The organism is Gardnerella sp. DNF01189, from assembly GCF_049244195.1.
GTDB lineage: Bacteria > Actinomycetota > Actinomycetes > Actinomycetales > Bifidobacteriaceae > Bifidobacterium > Bifidobacterium swidsinskii.
The window spans coordinates 1,426,763-1,443,149 of record NZ_CP058385.1 but is presented as its reverse complement, the minus strand read 5'-3'; the positions used below and the strand labels follow the sequence as shown (position 1 = coordinate 1,443,149).

Below are 16,387 nucleotides of genomic sequence, written 5' to 3'. Positions count from 1 at the left end.
CTGCTCTACCCCTTCATTAAGCAATAAGTAGATATCTCCATTGAACTACCTGTATGTAAATGAGCGCAAACGCAAGCGAAAAACGCACATCACTTGACCCATGATATCACGAAAGGCGTGGAAACGACATTTACTTTACAACGCAGTAAAGTTTCTGCCGCTTCCAACTAACTGTTTATACCCATAACATGCAGGCACCATGCGTTTTCATAAGCTAACTCCTGCCATTGCCTGTACCTGCCAGAAGTGCCACCGTGACCACCGTCAGTTTCAATACGAGCAATTGCGTCAACTCCAGAAGCTTGCAATTTAGCGAGCCATTTTAAAGGTTCCGTAACAAGCACGCGCGTGTCGTGAATAGAGGACGTGATTAAGATTTTCGGAAAATCAGCTAACTTTTTGCGACCATCTTCCATTTTTACGCAAGGCACATTTTCGTAAGGAGTATACGATTTCATATAAGCATAAGCTTCAGGATCATCGAGTGGATTGCCCCACTCATCCCACTCTGTTACAGTAAGCGGCAAAGAAGAGTCGAGCATAGACGTAAGGGCATCTACAAAAGGCACGTCTGCTTCAATTCCTGCATAACATTCCGGAGCCATATTTGCTATAGCACCCATAAGCAAGCCTCCTGCTGAACCACCGTTTGCAACAGTATGACAAGCGGAAGCAAAACCAGCATTTTGCAAAGCACGCGTGGCATCAGCAAAATCTTCAAAAGTATGCTTTTTATTGACGCGCCTACCCTGTTCATACCACGCACGACCCATTTCGCCGCCGCCTCGCACATGCACTTGCGCATATAACACGCCGCGATCCAGCAAACTCAAGCGACCGACAGAAAAAGTAGGGTCTGAACTAACTTCATACGCTCCATAACCAGTAATAAACATTGAGTCAGTTTGAGAAATTTTATTCGGACACCATACAAGAGACACTGGCACACGCTCACCATCTCGAGCAGTAATCCAAACGCGCTTTTCAGCATAATTGCGCTCATTAAATTCACCTAAAATTTTACCTTGCTTGAGCAACACATCTTCGCCTGTTAAAGGATCCAACTCGCGAAGTTGACCTAAAGTCGCATAACTACCAAAAGCGTAACGCATACGCGGAGCTTCGTACGAAGGATTTCCAGTCATAGAAATACTCAATAGGCGATTATTGTTGATTTCTTCTTGTGAAATATTTGCGAGCGCAGCACGTGATTCGGCTTGCGCTTGATCCGCAAGTTGAGAAGAAAGTTGATCCGTAAATTGATTCGCAAGCTGGGAAGAAAGCGGTCGCACTTCGCAAAAACGCCACGGTTTTGCTTGCAAAAAATCTTCAACAGCGCGCTTCTTGCTCATTACAGCCAAATGCGGCAAACCTTGAGAACGATAAGCTAGTGCCACATAATTTTTGTACATTGACAATCCGCTTATGCTCAATCCAACTGCATTTTGCAATATTTCAGGATTTTGAAGCGAATTATAAGGCTTTGTAATAGGCTCACTTCCAGCACCTTGTTGCCAAGCATCTCCCTGCTCGCAACCATAAGGAGAACCCGACGCAACACATACTCCATCCGAAAGCTTATACGTTATATGCTCATCAAACTTGCCGGAATTTCCTCTCATATCAATAATGTCAATTTCAAAATTAGGATTTTTAGCGTTATGGCACACAATCGCAATTGGAATATCTTCACCATTTTCGCCAGCATTCTCAAAGCAAGCGAAAGAAATATCGTATTCCACCCCCTCAACCGGCTCAATAACCATACGGAATTCGCCTTCAGGATTGCTCAAAGGAAGCATAAGCACGCGCGACGTAGTCTTTGAACTACTACTGATCATCATGTATCGTTCGTCAAAACTTTCATACACGTCAACAAAAAATCGCTCGTCAGTTTCTTCAAAAACTTTTACATCATTAGAAACGCTAGTGCCAACCTTATGCCTCCAAACTTGATAAGGACGCCAAGCATCATCAAGCTTTACATAAAACACCCATTTTCCATCTGGAGAAAGTGAAGCAGAAGCAAGATTTTCCCACGATTCTTCTAACTGCAACCAAGAACATGTTTTTGTAGAAAAGTCACGAATAAAATAGTTAAAGCGTTCATCGCCTTGAGTGTCGACACCGTACAGCATTCTCAAACCATCGGTACTCAAATCCATTCCACCGACTCTAAAGAACTTGCCACCAGAGTGCTCAGATTCAAGGTTTGCATCAAATAAAATTTCTTCACCATCAGTTGTGCCAGGTTTTGCAGAATTGTCGATAGTTGGCGGATTCCAATCGTCACTATTTTTGACTTTCATACGGCATTGCACAGCGTATTGTTTGCCTTTTTCAGTACGCACGTAATACCAATAATTATTCATGCGCACAGGAACAGACATGTCTGTTTCTTGAACTCTTGAACGCAACTCGTCAAACAATGTAGAACGCAAGTTTTCTAAGTGCTTTACACGCTGTTCAGTATAAGCGTTTTGACTATTGACGTATTCCATAAGCTTAGGATTATTGCGATCTTTCATCCAAGCATATTCGTCTATATAAGTGTCGCCATGGAATTCACGTGCCGACGGTATGCGTTCTGCTGCTTTTGGCTTTGCGAAATCTTGATTACTCATAGCTACACCTCTTTTAATTTTCATTAAGTATTTTCTTCAGCTTTTATATATTAGTAACGAAATATTTTCTGCAATTCTTTAATATTACAAAATTATTTTGCAATTATTTTATACTATTTCGCAATCGCTTCCTCTATAAACGGAAGCATTACTTTGGCTAAATCTTTGCCTTGAGGAGCTGCAAAAAATGGCACGCCTTGCAAAGTACCAACAGCACCTTCTGCTTCAATTATGCGCATTTGAGCATCATCAAAATCATCAATATCACCAGAAAACTCGTTAGCATTATGTAATTTTTCGATCGCCATAGTAGGAATTTCTTGCGCAGCTTCACACGTAGTATCAAGAGCATCCGAAAAAACATATGCACGCTTAGACGCACTTAAAGCAACCGCAAAATCACGAGATAATTTACGACGAAAATCCTCAACAGTAGCATGCTTACGCAATTGCCTAATACCTACTGCAAGCACACGACCTGGATGCTTACGAATAATATTCGCATACGTTAAAGGATCCTTTTGACCATCATCGCCAATAAGCACAAAACGCATACCCGGAAAATCATCCATAAGCTGAGTTGCAAATTCTAATTTATGCTGCGGTCCGTTTGGGATAAAAGTTTTAGGACGTGGATCCAAATCACGAAGAAGAAGAGGACCCTCAGGAAACTTTTCGCGATCAATAAAGTGACGAATTGAAGCCTCAACATTCCACGGAGAAGTAGAAAGATAGAAAAATGGAATATCGTCACGTAAACGCTCTAAAGACTGGAAAAACTCAGACATTCCAGTAACTGGCGAACGATGAGCAGGATTCATAATAAGCAAGTTATAAGCAGCACGAATTGGCGAAGGCGCTTGAGTTACCATAATAGTGTCGTCAACGTCCGAAATAACACCAACAGGAACATTTGCGTCAATAGCAAACAAGCTCGCTTTTACAGGCTCACGGTCACTAACAGAATACGAAACAACGTGACGACCAGGCTCTAAAGCGCGCTCAGTAATTAAATCTAAATACCCTGCACGGTCAGAAATACAATACTCTGCACTACCATCGCGCGAACCTTCAGGCTTATCGTATATTTCAGAATCGCCAATTTGAGCTGTTTCTACAGGAATACCGTCAATAGACAAAGCCACGCGCACACGCACAGCAGGAACAACAAGCATCGCGTAAATTCCGCGTTTTAGAGCAGAATGATGACCAAGCTTTGGAGCATACACAGTTCTGCAAATCAAGCGAGCATATCTATGCGTTCCATACCCAATATATGGCTCAACACTTGGAAACCAGCCAAGACGACGAGCAACACGACCAGCAAGACGCATCCACATGCCGACAATAGACGTAACGAGCCTGCGACCAAAACGCACAAGCAATGGCTTATTGTCAATACACTCAGCTTTAGACGGAGTGTCAAACAATGTTGCAGTAACATGCACAGGAATTGGCGCGCTGCTAATTCGTCTAGACGCAGCTAACTTCGGAGTAGATTGTGGACTTTGCACACACTCAAGATTAGAACGCGCAGAAAGCAAAAGTTCTTCGGCGCGTTCATCTTTGTTAAGTGAGTTACCCACAGATTCGCTCATTCGCGTACCGGACCATCTGGAGTCGTGCCAACAATTTGTACAATAGTGCCACGTGGGCAATTTTCAAAAATCCAACGAGCATCCTGCTCATACATGTTTATGCAACCATGAGAGCCGTGATTTGCAGCATCGCCAGTTGCAATACCCTTATAATTCCAAGAAGCAGTGTGGAAGCCTTCTCCACCATGGTAATAGCTAACCCAACGCACTCCAGGAGAGAAGTAAGGAGAGCCATCGCCGTTCCTACCGCGCATATCTTGTGAAGCATAACGCAAGTAAATAAAGAATGTGCCGGAAGCTGAATCATCAGCACCGCGCTTACCTGTGCAAACAGGGAATGTTTTTACAAGTTCATCATTCTTATAAACAGAAGCCGTTTGGGTTGTTTTGTCAACAACAATGCGCATTTCAACAAGCTTCTTTTCAACGGTAAACTTAGTGATTTTCGCAGGAACAGCCATCTTGAAATCATTGCCATTGCGCAAAGATTCTACAGCCTTTTTCGCAACACTATTGGAATAGTTAATTTCAACACCATTAGAACCTTTAAGCGTTGTGAAAATAAACCTACCTTCTTTATCAATTGCATCTTCTTGATTAATTTTTTGCTGATTAAGTTCTTTTGGAAGAACTTGAGACAAATAATAATCTGCTTTATCTGCATCAATTGTGTAAGAAAGCTTACGGCGAGTCGTATCTGCTTTTATACTGATCCAAGACGCAATCGCTTCTTTTGGAACCGTAAAATCTTTACCGTCACCGTTATTAAACGTGATTTTTTTCTCAAGAAGTTTATTTAAATCATTTACAAGTTTCTGCGCTGCATCAAGCTTAATAGGAGCGTCAGTGCGTCGAGATGTAACAGAAACTTTTACTGTTTTACCAGGGTAAGCAATTAACTTTTTTACTGCTTCACGAACAGACATAGTTTCTATAGTGCGACCAGGTATGCCATCCTCTACCTTGTAAGATTCAGAATCCTTGTCGAAAACTGCACTATAAGGTACAGCACGATCCTTCTCACGAATAAACTTATGCAATAAGTACGAATCCAAAGCAGAATCATCACGTACAGCTTTCAAGCTCACAGTTTGATGAACCCAAGGCATAATACGAGTAAATAAATTATCTCGCTTAGCATTCATAATAGCTTTTACAGTTGCGTTCTTATCAATCTTGACACCAAGCTGACTCAAATCTGCATCAATACTATTTCCTTGATCGTCACTAATTTCTAATTCGCTATGATCCACAGCATTCTGAACAGTCTTGCTTACAGAATCTTCCTGATAGCCAGTGAGATTGCGCGTAATAGAAGCATCACCAAAATCAACACCTGGAGCAACTCGATTGTTGAAATACAAATGAAGTGCAAAAAATGCTGCTGCTAACAAAATAACAAAAATAAGAAGCGAATACATCAACGCCATTGCGGAACGATTCGTACGATGTTTCTTTGCTTTCGGCTCTACTACTCTAAATGAATCGGTTGCAGTTGAATCGGCAGGAGTTGCATTTGCATACATGCCATAAGATGCAGCATTATTACCAAACACATTCTTCTTATTACCGGCAATATCTTCAACGATATCGTCAACAATGTCTCCAGAAGTATCTTCTTCATCGGCGACTTCGTCTAAATTATCAGCAAGAGTTCCCTCATAATTAACAGAATTATCAGCTATTTGATCTTCTACATGACTTTGAGGAACCTGCATAAAAGCAACAGTATCGTCACTAGCATCATCAGGCATATTACTAGGTGTAATATTGAGGGATTCATCTCCCTCAAAATTTTGCTGTAATTCAGCCATATTCAAAACCTCTGCTCAATAGTTGTATGCGACAGATACGCTTGCACAGTTTACCACTAGCGACGCACGAAATTAGTATTAGCGAAGCAGGAGAGCATAACTGGTTACATAACTAGCTATATAACTAACTAAATATTTAGTACAGAATTAATGCGAATAATACACGTGAAAAACGAGCAAAGAACAAGCAAAAGCATCAAAATGCACAATTAACTAGCAACTAGCCGACACCTGATGAGTAACTAATAAACATCTAATACAAGCAATAAACGGTATTTATAAAAACAATACATACTATACAAATGTGTAAAAAACGTAAATATTCGCAATATGCCGCAAAATTTAGTATTGTAGAAAAAATAATGTGCAAGAATAGGAGGTATGCCAACTATGCCTATTCAAGCGACTATTGCTCTTATGATGATTGTATTCGCGCTTGTACTCGCTCCATTCGTCATCATGATTGTTTCGCGCGCTTTAAAACGTCATCATTTGGCAGAAAAACTTGCTCAACGACATGGCGACTCAGTGCATTACGCATTCATACTTAATCCTTCAAAACCACAAGCGAAATCGTATCGCGAAAGTATTAAAAATTATTGCAAAGAACGCAATTTAACCTACGAAATTATTGATACACAGTTAGATAAAGATGGACGCGAATGCGCTTTAGAAGCACTTTCAAACGGAGCTAACGTAGTAGTAGCAGTAGGCGGAGATGGCACGGTTCGTACTGTTGCGAGCGCAGTAAGCGGTAAAGGTCACGCGATGGGAATTATTCCTATTGGAACTGGCAATCTTTTTGCTAGAAATATGGGAATTCCAGTAAACGACGTGGATGCTGCGTTGCGTGTTGCAACTTCTCACGGCTCTAGGCAGGTTGACGTTGGGCGCGTAACGATTCTCGACAATCCAGAAGAAGATCATGGACACGCATTCTTAATTATTGCAGGCATTGGTTTTGACGCGTTAATGATTGACGACACTGATCCAAACTTAAAAAAGAATATTAGTTGGCTTGCTTATTTTGTCTCTGGCGTAAAGCATTTGTTTATGCCAAAATATCGCGCAACCGTTACCTTACAGCGTTCGAATGGCGACGAAAGCGTGCTAAAAGGATTGACTTTCCGCACACTTATGGCTGGAAATTGCGGTCAGATTCCTATGTTTTCGCTTATGCCAGAAGCAGCATATGACGATGGTGTGCTTGATTTTGAGATTATTGACACTTCGGGCGGTTTAATTGGTTGGGCTAATTTGTTCCGAGGAGTAATACACCAAACGCTAACAGGGCGCGCGCTCCAGCAGGATTCGCTTTCTGCAGGCTCAAGAATTGACCAAACGCAAGGTTTTAGCGCAGAAGTGCAATTAGAAAAATCTGCTCCAGTGCAAGTAGACGGCGACATTTTGGGCTATACGAAACATTTGCGCTTCACTGTTGACAAGCAAGCATTGTGCGTAAGAGTGCCAAAAAATAAATAAAATACAAGCACCGTGGCAAAATAAAAAATTATGGTAGCAAAAAATGCGGGAATGCCCGCCACCCCAGAAGATCTAGTCGACGTCGACGCTTTGGTTGGCGCTTACTATGATGAAGTTCCAAATTCCAACATTCCAGAACAGCGCGTGATTTTCGGCACGTCCGGTCACCGTGGTTCTGCTTTAAAAACTTCGTTTAACGAAGCTCATATTGTGGCAATTACGCAAGCTATTGCTGAATATCGCAAGAAAGCTGGCGTAACTGGTCCTCTTTATATTGGTCGCGATACGCACGCTCTTTCTGAGCCTGCTCAAAAAACCGCTATTGAGGTTTTGGTTGCTAACGGAGTTCACGTTCGCGTGGATTCTCGCGGAGATTTCGTGCCAACTCCTGTTGTTTCTCAAGCTATTTTGACGCATAATCGCGCAGCCGACGGCACTCAGCGTTTTAGCGGCGACGGCTTGGCTGACGGCATTGTCGTCACTCCTTCACACAACCCACCAACCGACGGTGGTTTTAAGTACGATCCTGTAACAGGCGGCCCTGCACCTGCAGAAGTAACTAACGCAATTGCAGCTCGCGCAAACGAATTGCTCGACAATTACAAGTCCGTAAAGCGCGTACCTTTCGAGGAAGCAATCAAGTCTGATTTGGTTGAAGGCTTCGATTACCGCGAACACTACGTTAGCGATTTGGCAAACGTAATCGACTTCGACGTGATTCGTTCCAGCGGCGTGCGTTTGGGAATTGACCCACTCGGCGGCGCAAGCGTAAACTACTGGCCACTTATGAACGAAAAGTACGGCCTGAACATTGGCGTTGTGCGTCCAGAAGTTGACCCAACCTGGCGATTCATGACTATTGACCACGATGGCAAGATTCGTATGGATCCAAGCTCCCCTTACGCAATGAAGGGCTTAGTTGATCAGCTTAACGCTGGCGCTTGGGATAAGTACGATTTGGTTGGCGGCACCGATCCAGATGCTGACCGTCACGGTATTGTGTGCCCGAACTGGGGCGTTATGAACCCGAACCATTACATCGCGGTGTGCGTGGAGTACTTGTTCGGCGGTGCTCGCCCGGATTGGCCAAAGAATACTGCTATCGGCAAGACGCTTGTGTCTTCTTCCTTGATTGACCGCGTAGCTGCTTCTATTAACGCAAAGCTTGTGGAAGTTCCTGTTGGATTCAAGTGGTTCGTTGACCCACTCTTTAGCGGCGAAGTTGCTTTCGGCGGCGAGGAAAGCTCCGGCATGAGCTTCTTGCGCAAAGATGGTCGCGTGTGGACCACCGATAAGGATGGTTTGATTCCTGATTTACTCGCTGCGGAAATTACTGCAAAGACTGGCAAGAACCCAGCTCAGCTTCACCAGGATCAGGTTGCGCGCTTTGGCGAAAGCTGGTATAAGCGCGTTGATACCCCAACCACGCTTGAGCAGAAGCAGAAGTTCGCAGCTTTGAGCGGCAACGACGTGGAAGCAACCAAGCTTGCCGGCGAAGATATTACCGCAAAGCTTACAGAAGCTCCTGGAAACGGCGCAAAGATTGGTGGCTTGAAGGTGACGACGAAGAACAACTGGTTCGCTGCTCGCCCATCTGGTACCGAGAATATTTACAAGGTTTACGCAGAATCCTTCGTTTCTCCAGAAGCACTTGACAAGGTGCTTGAGGAAGCTACTGCTGTAGTCGACAAGGCTTTAGCGTAACGTAATAATCTTGCGTAAATAAAGAAATCTACTAATTGCGCTGGTTGCAATCTGCAGCCGGCGCATTTTTGAAAGGTTTTGTCATGATTGTTGTTTCAACAGACGGTTCCGCGCTCGGAAACCCAAATGGTTCAATGGGTTGGGCGTGGGCAGATCACATTGACGAGTCTGGTAGCTCTAACGAACATCATCACACAGGCAATGCAGATGCTGGAGGCGCAACTAATGGCACAAATCAAATTGGCGAATTATGCGCGGTTTTGGAAGCTTTACGAGCACATCCTGGAAGAGAGCCGCTCACAATCGAAAGTGATTCACAATACGCTATAAACTGCGCAACTACGTGGATTCACGGATGGAAAAAGAACGGTTGGAAAAACTCTAAAAATGAACCTGTTAAAAATGCCGAGCTGATTCGAGCAATCGACGCGGAAATTACTAAGCGCGAAGGCGCCGTAAAATTCGTGTGGGTTAAGGGTCACGCAGGAAACGAAGGAAACGAAAAAGTTGATACATTAGCGCGCGGATATGCGGAAGATTGCCGAAATGGTTTGAAGGACGGATACTTGCCTTTAGAAGGCTGGAAGTCGCTTCTTGCTTCTGAATATGCAAAAGGTACGAATGTGCCAAGTGATGCGAAAATGCTTTTAGATGGCAAAATTTCTCATGCAAAATACCATCTTGAACGCACAGTTGGCGAAGATATTAATCCTGATTTTTCTGCACAAAATAGTAAAAACACTAGTGATCTAACTGAATCTGCAAATGAATCAGCGCGCGAACAAGCGCGTGAAACAAAGCGTGAAACGTTAGAAAATAGCGAAAAAGATGCACTATCAATAGAAAATGAACAAGATGCACACCAGCAAGTTGCACACCAGCAAGATGCTATAACTATTGTTCAAGAAGTTCCAAAAACAAAGCAAAATGTTACGCAAACTGCATCTAAACCAGTTCAAGGATTAAGTGTTTCTGGCGTGCTGCAATTTACTCCACCACCAAACACAAGCCCAAGTTTTAACGGCGAGGCGCGCTTTATTTCCGGCACAATCAACGTAAACGGCTACGTAGAACCAGACGGCACCTTGCATTTATCTCCAACCGCCTTCTACCTTTCATAGCTATTTTTTGCAATTCGTTTAGTGTGGTGTTTGGCTGGCGGATTTCTGAAGTGGCTGTGTGAGATAGGAATTACTTGTCTCGCAGCGCTCCGCTCTTATACCTTATTTGAGCTTAGCGGTTGCATAGTTAAGTTTAGTTTTTTACTTACTTTTTCTGCAAAAATAGTATTCATCAACAAGATTATTACTATCGTTCCGCTTTTATATTGCTCGACCAAGCAATTCCTATCTCCCACTACTAATAAAACCGCTAGCGTTCTGTGGTGTGGTATGAGTGCCTGGTGTGGCACCATGCAGTAGCAATGACGCTAGTGTTCTCTAAGCAATAAATACTCAACGTCTGCAGAGCGCAACTGCAAAACTTCATGAACGTGCAAGCATCCAATCAGTGCAAAAAATCTCAAATCTCTACCACACGAATATCCCGTGAATGAATGAAGGCACAATTAAAATGCACATAGCCCTAAAAATCTGCACGCAGACTAATATGGAAATGTACGAAAATGAGGCACGCATAAAAACACAAAGCCTCTCCCGCAAATAGCGATGGAAGTTCATCGGCGAACTCGGGAATAACAAAAACAAGAAAGCAGGGATAATGGATAAAGCACAACAAGATGCGCTTAAAAAAGCAGCAGGCATTGAAGCCGCAAAGATTGTAAAGAATGGAATGATGGTTGGCCTTGGCACCGGCTCTACAGTGCGCTTCTTGGTTGACGAGCTTGGCCGCAGAGTTCAGGAAGAAGGCTTGAGCTTTACGGGAGTTACCACTTCTCGTCGCACACAAGAGCAAGCAGAAGGCTACGGCATTAAGATTCTCGACATTAACGAAGTGGATCACATTGACGTTACAATCGACGGCTCCGACGAAGTTGACAAGAATTTCAACGGAATTAAAGGCGGCGGCGCAGCTCTTCTTTGGGAAAAGATTGTGGCTATTAACTCTGACCGCATTGTGTGGATTGTTGATGCAAGCAAGGTAGTCGACACGATTGGCAAGTTCCCACTTCCTGTTGAGGTGATTCCATTCGGCTCCGCGCAAGTGATTCGTAAGTTCGAAAAGCGCGGATATAAGCCAGTTTTGCGTCTTGATGCAGACGGCAAAGAAGTTCGCACCGACGAGAACAACTTCGTGGTTGATTTGCATATGGAGCGCATTGAGCATCCACAGGAGTTGGCGAAGGATTTGATTGAAACTGTTGGCGTTGTGGAACACGGCTTGTTCTTGAACATGGTTGACACCGTGATCGTCGGCGATCCTAACGGCCCTCGCACGCTTACCAACCCAAATAAGTAGCGAAACTAAGCGAAAAGTAGAGTCTGTAAACACGGGCTCTATTTTTTTGTATATAAAAAAGCGCCGGGAAAACCGACGCTTCAAAAAAAGTCTCACGTGCCTAAACGTTCAGACACGCATCAACGCATAGCAAGAAAATTACTTGCGCTGGTGACGAGTCTTACGCAGCAGTTTGCGGTGCTTCTTCTTGCTCATCCGCTTGCGGCGCTTCTTGATGACAGAACCCATCTGAAGCCTCCATTCCTATGTAAAGTGTGCAACTTGCCTAATGTTACACCGTTTTAACGACTTTGTGGAGTGATATTACAAAGAACATCATTTTTTTTACAACAATTTACATTGGGAATCTGTGATAAAAACGCTCTACTGCTTGCTTTGCGCCGTTCACTTCAAAAACAGCGGTATCGTTCTGCCACAATGCACTAGCCTGTGATTTATCATTTTCATCATTTCGCAACACATAGCTACCGGAAGTCTTGCCAGAAACTTGAATTTTTCCACTTGCGATATCAGAACCCTTAAGTCCATCAACTAACGCCTCATACTGTTTGTTTGCAGAATCACGATTCGACCATTGAGCAACAGTTACAGACACTTCCCCATCTGGCTGACCAGTTGAGTACTTAACAGAATATTCCTCCAAAGGCGACGATTCAGTCCAAGTTGCACTAGGTATAGCGTCAACACGAGCGAAATCAAGTACGCTATCTGGCATAGCCTTAAGCAATGCCGTAGAAGATGCTGGCAAAGGTTTCGATGGTATAGAAGGCGTTTTAGGCATTACCATATGATTTTTGCTCGCAACGTTTTCGTGATTTAATGCCCAACCTGGCCACATAAATGCTGAAATTAGAGCCAAAACCACAATTACTGCAGCTGAAGTCAACACAACTAATAACTTGCTGTGTGATGAATTATTGACACTTGAGGAATTCATATTCAACGCACCCATCTTTGAAGCATTCATACTTGAAGCATTCGATTTCGACATACTTGCATTATGTCACATCGCGATGACGCTTTTAGTACGCAAAAGCGCTTTACAATCAAAAACAAATACAAAATATGATTGTCTAATAAAGCGTATAGCGTCGAGATATGGCTAGTAAATCTACTCTTCACTATTTATGCTCTGAATGCGGTTGGAGCGGCTCAAAATGGTACGGTCGCTGCCCTGAATGTGGCGAATGGGGCACAGTGAACGAGTTTAGAGAAGCGCGAGTTAGCGGATTATCTCGTACAACACGTACACCGCGCGCAACAACAGCATCGCGCGCATATTCACCAGATAGCATAACTACTTCTAATCGCAATAGCGCACATTCAACTCTCGATTCAGCAACATCCGCGCAACCAATTAGCGAAATTCAAGCAGACGACGCAATGCGCATCCACACTGGTTTTAGCGAATTCGATCGCGTATTAGGCGGAGGACTTGTGCCAGGCTCCGTAACTCTTATAGCAGGAGAGCCAGGTATCGGAAAATCAACACTACTTCTAAAAACAGCAGCTTACGTATCTAAGCAATCAAAAGAAAGCAACACTCCCCCGGTATTGTATATTTCCGGCGAGGAATCAGCAGCACAAGTTAAATTGCGCGCGTCTAGAATTAACGCTGTAAACGATTATTTATTACTTGCAACAACAGGCGATCTTGACACTGTGCTGGATCTTATTGAAACGCATCACCCTACGCTTGCTATTGTCGATTCTGCGCAAACGATTTCCGCACAAGAAGTAGATGGTATTACAGGCGGTTCTACACAAGTTAGAGAAGTTGCGAGTGCACTTATCGACGTTGCTAAAGCTAACAATATTCCGATACTTTTAGTTGGGCACGTTACAAAAGATGGTTCAATAGCAGGGCCGCGAACGCTTGAGCATTTAGTTGACACAGTATGTCAATTTGAGGGCGACACACAAACAGCACTACGCATGCTAAGAGCCGTAAAGAATCGCTTTGGACCTACAGACGAAGTTGGATGCTTCGACATGAGCGGTGAAGGAATTGAGGAAGTGCCGGATCCTTCCGGACTGTTTTTGTCTTCTACAGAAAACGCTAATCAAGGTAAAAATGCGCAAGATTGCACAAACGACGGAACTTGCGTCACTTTTACGCTTGAAGGACACAGAAGCCTGCCGATTGAAATACAAGCACTTGTAACGCAATCAGCTCTGCCTACTCCTCGCCGCGCAGTTTCTGGTGTTGATTCTAACCGTCTTGCAATGCTTACAGCAGTTTTGTATCGTCACGGACGCGTTAATTTGCTTGCAAAAGATTTGTACGTATCTACTATTGCAGGAGCGTTGGCAAAAGAGCCGTCTTGCGACTTAGCAATCGTAGCAGCTTTAGCTAGCACTGCTGCCGGGAAAGCAGTAACTCCTAAAACTTGCGCAATTGGTGAAATGAGCTTAACTGGTCAAGTTCGCCCAGTGCCAAGAATAGAGCCGCGATTGCGCGAGGCTGCGCGAATAGGATATAAGCGCGCAATAGTTTGCCATATGTGGAAAAATGTTAATATTCCAGGATTAGAAATTATTGAAGTTAGCACAGTGCGAGAAGCGTTGAAAGCACTTGGGCTATAAGCTAAGCAAATGCCCAAGTGCTACTACTTTAAAGAATTTCGCTTGTGCTGCACACTGTTATAAGCGGTGTAAAAAGCTCCATAGTTTTAAGAGCTAGCTTATGATTTTCCGGCGTGCTTCCTGCACAAGCATCTTCTGCAATACGCACAGCAACGCCATTATCCGCTGCAGCTAAAGCAGTTGTTAATACGCAACAATCTGTTGCAACTCCGCAAATTGTTATTTTGCGACATTCGCCTAATGCAGCCTTAAGTTTCCTACCCCACTTTCCGAAAGTTTCGCAAGTAACTACAGTGTGACCTTCCGCAAGTTCTGCTGTTTCTGGAGTGAAGTCATACATTGGGTCATCAGGTTTTACGAGGAATTGTGGCCAATCTTTAAAATAGTCAATCCAAGCGTTTTCTGGCTTAAGCGGTGCTACATAGCGCGTGTAAATTACTCGATTACCATAAGCTTTTGCAAGTTTTGTAAAAGCTTCTGTTGTTGAATCGTAAGTGTGATCTGCACACGCCCAAGTCGACCACTCACTTTCGCAAAAAACGCGCTGTCTGTCGATTACCACTAACCATTCGTCTTCTTTAATCATTTGAATATCCTTTCATACGAATATCCTTTTTCATTTTTATTTTTATTCTGCAATTTCGCTTGTCTGCAAACCTACTTCGCTTGTTGGCAAATCCGCTTCTTGCTTAGCAATATCTTTACGCTGGAAAATTAAAGAGCCAATTAAGCCGATTAGTAGCGCAACTATTACGCCCAAGTTTGCACCAGCCCAGCTACTTGATTTTCCGCCAACAAACCAAAGCAAATAACCTTGCCATGTAAGCCATTTCGCTGCAGAGTTTACGACCAAACCCCATCCAACAATCGTTCCAACGCAAAGAATTGCAAAAGCTTTAACATTCCAAGCACCGTAGCGACCTTCCGGCTTATACAAGTCCTCAGTGCAATAATCTTTTTTGCGAACAAGCACATCCGTAGTAAACATTCCAGCCCAAACAGCCATTGGCACTCCCAAAGTCGTTAAGAAGCCTTGGAATGGTCCAATAAATGTGTCGGAGAAGAACGTGACATAAACAACGCCAAGAGTAGTTAGAATTGCAGTAATAATTGCTGCAACAGTTCGAGGAATACGTATTCCAAAAGATAGCAACGCAAGACCGTTTGAATAATTGTCCATAATTGCTCCAGACATAAGTCCTAGAACCGCTACAATCGTGTACGGAATCAAATACCACGCTGGCAAGATTGCAGCAATTGCTCCAATCGGGTCGTTTCCAACGTTTTGAGCTAATTCCATATTAGAAGCTGCGAGTAGAAGACCGTAGAAAATTAGGAACACGTTTGCAATTGACGCTCCAAAAGTAGTCCAAAAAACGATTCCGCTATTTGAAGATTTTCTAGGCAAGTATCTAGAGTAATCAGCCGCAACATTAACCCAGCCTACGCCGAAGCCAGTCATAACGAAGAAGCAGCAACCGAGCATTGCAGGAAGAGATCCGTTTGGAATTTGACCAATCGCAGCAAAGTTTATGTGTCCCCAACCTAGTACGAAGAATCCAAGAGTGATTATTCCCGTTACAATTGTTATAACTTGCTGACACTTCATAATTAAGTCGTAGCCGTAAATTCCAACAATTACAATTAATCCAACTACGATGATTGTGCTCACGATTTTAACACTCGTACCACTACCCCAGCCGATCTTTTCTGCGGCTGTTGCCATTGCAAGAACGGCAGTTATTGCTAGAGAAATCTCCCATCCGAGCGTTGCAATCCAACTTAGTGCTGCTGGAATGTTTGCTCCACGTACGCCGAACGTTGCGCGAGTCAATACCATTGTTGGAGCGTTTCCACGTTTGCCGGCTATTGAAATCACTCCAACCAGCAGGAATGACACAATTACGCCGATTATTGTCATTAACGTTGCCTGCCAGAAGGATATTGCAAAACCAAGCGCCCACGCTCCGTACGACATTGCAAATACGGAAATATTCGCTGCAAACCACGGCCAGAATAGGCTTGATGGCGTTCCTTTGCGCTCGCTTTCACTGATTGTGTCTATGCCTTGTTCCTCAATGCTTAAGGAATGTTGACTCGACGAGTCTGTGGCTTGTTGAGTTTTAGATTCTCCTACTTGAGCTTTACTCATTTTTCACCT

Annotated in this window: 12 protein-coding genes; 5 read left to right on the top strand and 7 right to left on the bottom strand. The window is 43.6% G+C overall.

Annotated features, from left to right (window positions below):
- Positions 1–167 precede the first annotated feature (167 nt).
- The 3 genes from HXT41_RS05920 to HXT41_RS05910 all read right to left on the bottom strand — a co-directional run bounded on the left by HXT41_RS05920 (position 168) and on the right by HXT41_RS05910 (position 6,036).
- The gene (locus HXT41_RS05920; RefSeq protein ID WP_421788634.1) at positions 168–2,648 is read right to left on the bottom strand and encodes a S9 family peptidase; all 2,481 of its coding nucleotides are present in this window, start codon (positions 2,646–2,648) and stop codon (positions 168–170) included.
- 89 nt (positions 2,649–2,737) lie between these two features.
- On the bottom strand, positions 2,738–4,222 hold the full coding sequence (locus HXT41_RS05915; protein ID WP_415707408.1) for an App1 family protein: 1,485 nt from the start codon (positions 4,220–4,222) through the stop codon (positions 2,738–2,740).
- Positions 4,219–6,036 carry a L,D-transpeptidase gene (locus HXT41_RS05910; RefSeq protein WP_116431919.1) on the bottom strand — a complete coding sequence of 606 codons (1,818 nt, stop codon included), beginning with the start codon at positions 6,034–6,036 and terminating at the stop codon, positions 4,219–4,221. Before HXT41_RS05910 ends, HXT41_RS05915 begins: the two co-directional genes overlap by 4 nt.
- Before the next feature lie 381 nt (positions 6,037–6,417).
- Here HXT41_RS05910 and HXT41_RS05905 point away from each other — a divergent pair, with 381 nt between their 5' ends.
- The 4 genes from HXT41_RS05905 (at position 6,418) to rpiA (ending at position 11,640) form a co-directional block, all read left to right on the top strand.
- Positions 6,418–7,518 (top strand): diacylglycerol/lipid kinase family protein, encoded by a 1,101-nt coding sequence (locus HXT41_RS05905; RefSeq protein WP_103013802.1) that lies wholly within the window; start codon positions 6,418–6,420, stop codon positions 7,516–7,518.
- 30 nt (positions 7,519–7,548) lie between these two features.
- Entirely contained in the window at positions 7,549–9,222 is a 1,674-nt protein-coding gene (gene pgm / locus HXT41_RS05900; RefSeq protein WP_004112076.1) for a phosphoglucomutase (alpha-D-glucose-1,6-bisphosphate-dependent), read from the top strand.
- Between the two features lie 35 nt (positions 9,223–9,257).
- Positions 9,258–10,343, top strand: coding sequence for a ribonuclease H family protein (locus HXT41_RS05895; protein ID WP_103013801.1), 1,086 nt, complete (start codon positions 9,258–9,260; stop codon positions 10,341–10,343).
- 598 nt (positions 10,344–10,941) lie between these two features.
- Entirely contained in the window at positions 10,942–11,640 is a 699-nt protein-coding gene (gene rpiA / locus HXT41_RS05890) for a ribose-5-phosphate isomerase RpiA (protein ID WP_004110197.1), read from the top strand.
- Positions 11,641–11,778: 138 nt separating this feature from the next.
- Here rpiA and HXT41_RS05885 read toward each other — a convergent pair whose 3' ends face one another.
- Together HXT41_RS05885 and HXT41_RS05880 are read right to left on the bottom strand one after the other, a co-directional pair.
- A complete protein-coding gene (locus HXT41_RS05885; protein ID WP_004268639.1) occupies positions 11,779–11,868 on the bottom strand; it encodes a 30S ribosomal protein bS22 in 90 nt (29 codons plus the stop codon).
- A 106-nt stretch (positions 11,869–11,974) separates the two neighbouring features.
- Positions 11,975–12,631 (bottom strand): hypothetical protein, encoded by a 657-nt coding sequence (locus HXT41_RS05880; protein ID WP_004109607.1) that lies wholly within the window; start codon positions 12,629–12,631, stop codon positions 11,975–11,977.
- A 107-nt stretch (positions 12,632–12,738) separates the two neighbouring features.
- Here HXT41_RS05880 and radA point away from each other — a divergent pair, with 107 nt between their 5' ends.
- Positions 12,739–14,226, top strand: coding sequence for a DNA repair protein RadA (gene radA / locus HXT41_RS05875; RefSeq protein WP_103013800.1), 1,488 nt, complete (start codon positions 12,739–12,741; stop codon positions 14,224–14,226).
- Positions 14,227–14,254: 28 nt separating this feature from the next.
- On the opposite strand, the gene HXT41_RS05870 is transcribed toward radA, so the two are convergent.
- Positions 14,255–14,812: a cysteine hydrolase gene (locus HXT41_RS05870; RefSeq protein ID WP_102155434.1), complete on the bottom strand. Its 558-nt coding sequence runs from the start codon at positions 14,810–14,812 to the stop codon at positions 14,255–14,257.
- 42 nt (positions 14,813–14,854) lie between these two features.
- Positions 14,855–16,378 carry a purine-cytosine permease family protein gene (locus tag HXT41_RS05865; RefSeq protein ID WP_103013799.1) on the bottom strand — a complete coding sequence of 508 codons (1,524 nt, stop codon included), beginning with the start codon at positions 16,376–16,378 and terminating at the stop codon, positions 14,855–14,857.
- Positions 16,379–16,387 lie beyond the last annotated feature (9 nt).

Coding starts and splice junctions, on each gene's coding strand:
- HXT41_RS05880 (WP_004109607.1), bottom strand. CDS start 12,631: ATGTCGAAATCGAATGCTTCAAGTATGAATGCTTCAAAGATGGGTGCG.
- rpiA (WP_004110197.1), top strand. CDS start 10,942: ATGGATAAAGCACAACAAGATGCGCTTAAAAAAGCAGCAGGCATTGAA.
- HXT41_RS05865 (WP_103013799.1), bottom strand. CDS start 16,378: ATGAGTAAAGCTCAAGTAGGAGAATCTAAAACTCAACAAGCCACAGAC.
- pgm (WP_004112076.1), top strand. CDS start 7,549: ATGGTAGCAAAAAATGCGGGAATGCCCGCCACCCCAGAAGATCTAGTC.
- HXT41_RS05915 (WP_415707408.1), bottom strand. CDS start 4,222: ATGAGCGAATCTGTGGGTAACTCACTTAACAAAGATGAACGCGCCGAA.
- HXT41_RS05910 (WP_116431919.1), bottom strand. CDS start 6,036: ATGGCTGAATTACAGCAAAATTTTGAGGGAGATGAATCCCTCAATATT.
- HXT41_RS05920 (WP_421788634.1), bottom strand. CDS start 2,648: ATGAAAATTAAAAGAGGTGTAGCTATGAGTAATCAAGATTTCGCAAAG.
- HXT41_RS05885 (WP_004268639.1), bottom strand. CDS start 11,868: ATGGGTTCTGTCATCAAGAAGCGCCGCAAGCGGATGAGCAAGAAGAAG.
- HXT41_RS05905 (WP_103013802.1), top strand. CDS start 6,418: ATGCCAACTATGCCTATTCAAGCGACTATTGCTCTTATGATGATTGTA.
- HXT41_RS05870 (WP_102155434.1), bottom strand. CDS start 14,812: ATGATTAAAGAAGACGAATGGTTAGTGGTAATCGACAGACAGCGCGTT.
- radA (WP_103013800.1), top strand. CDS start 12,739: ATGGCTAGTAAATCTACTCTTCACTATTTATGCTCTGAATGCGGTTGG.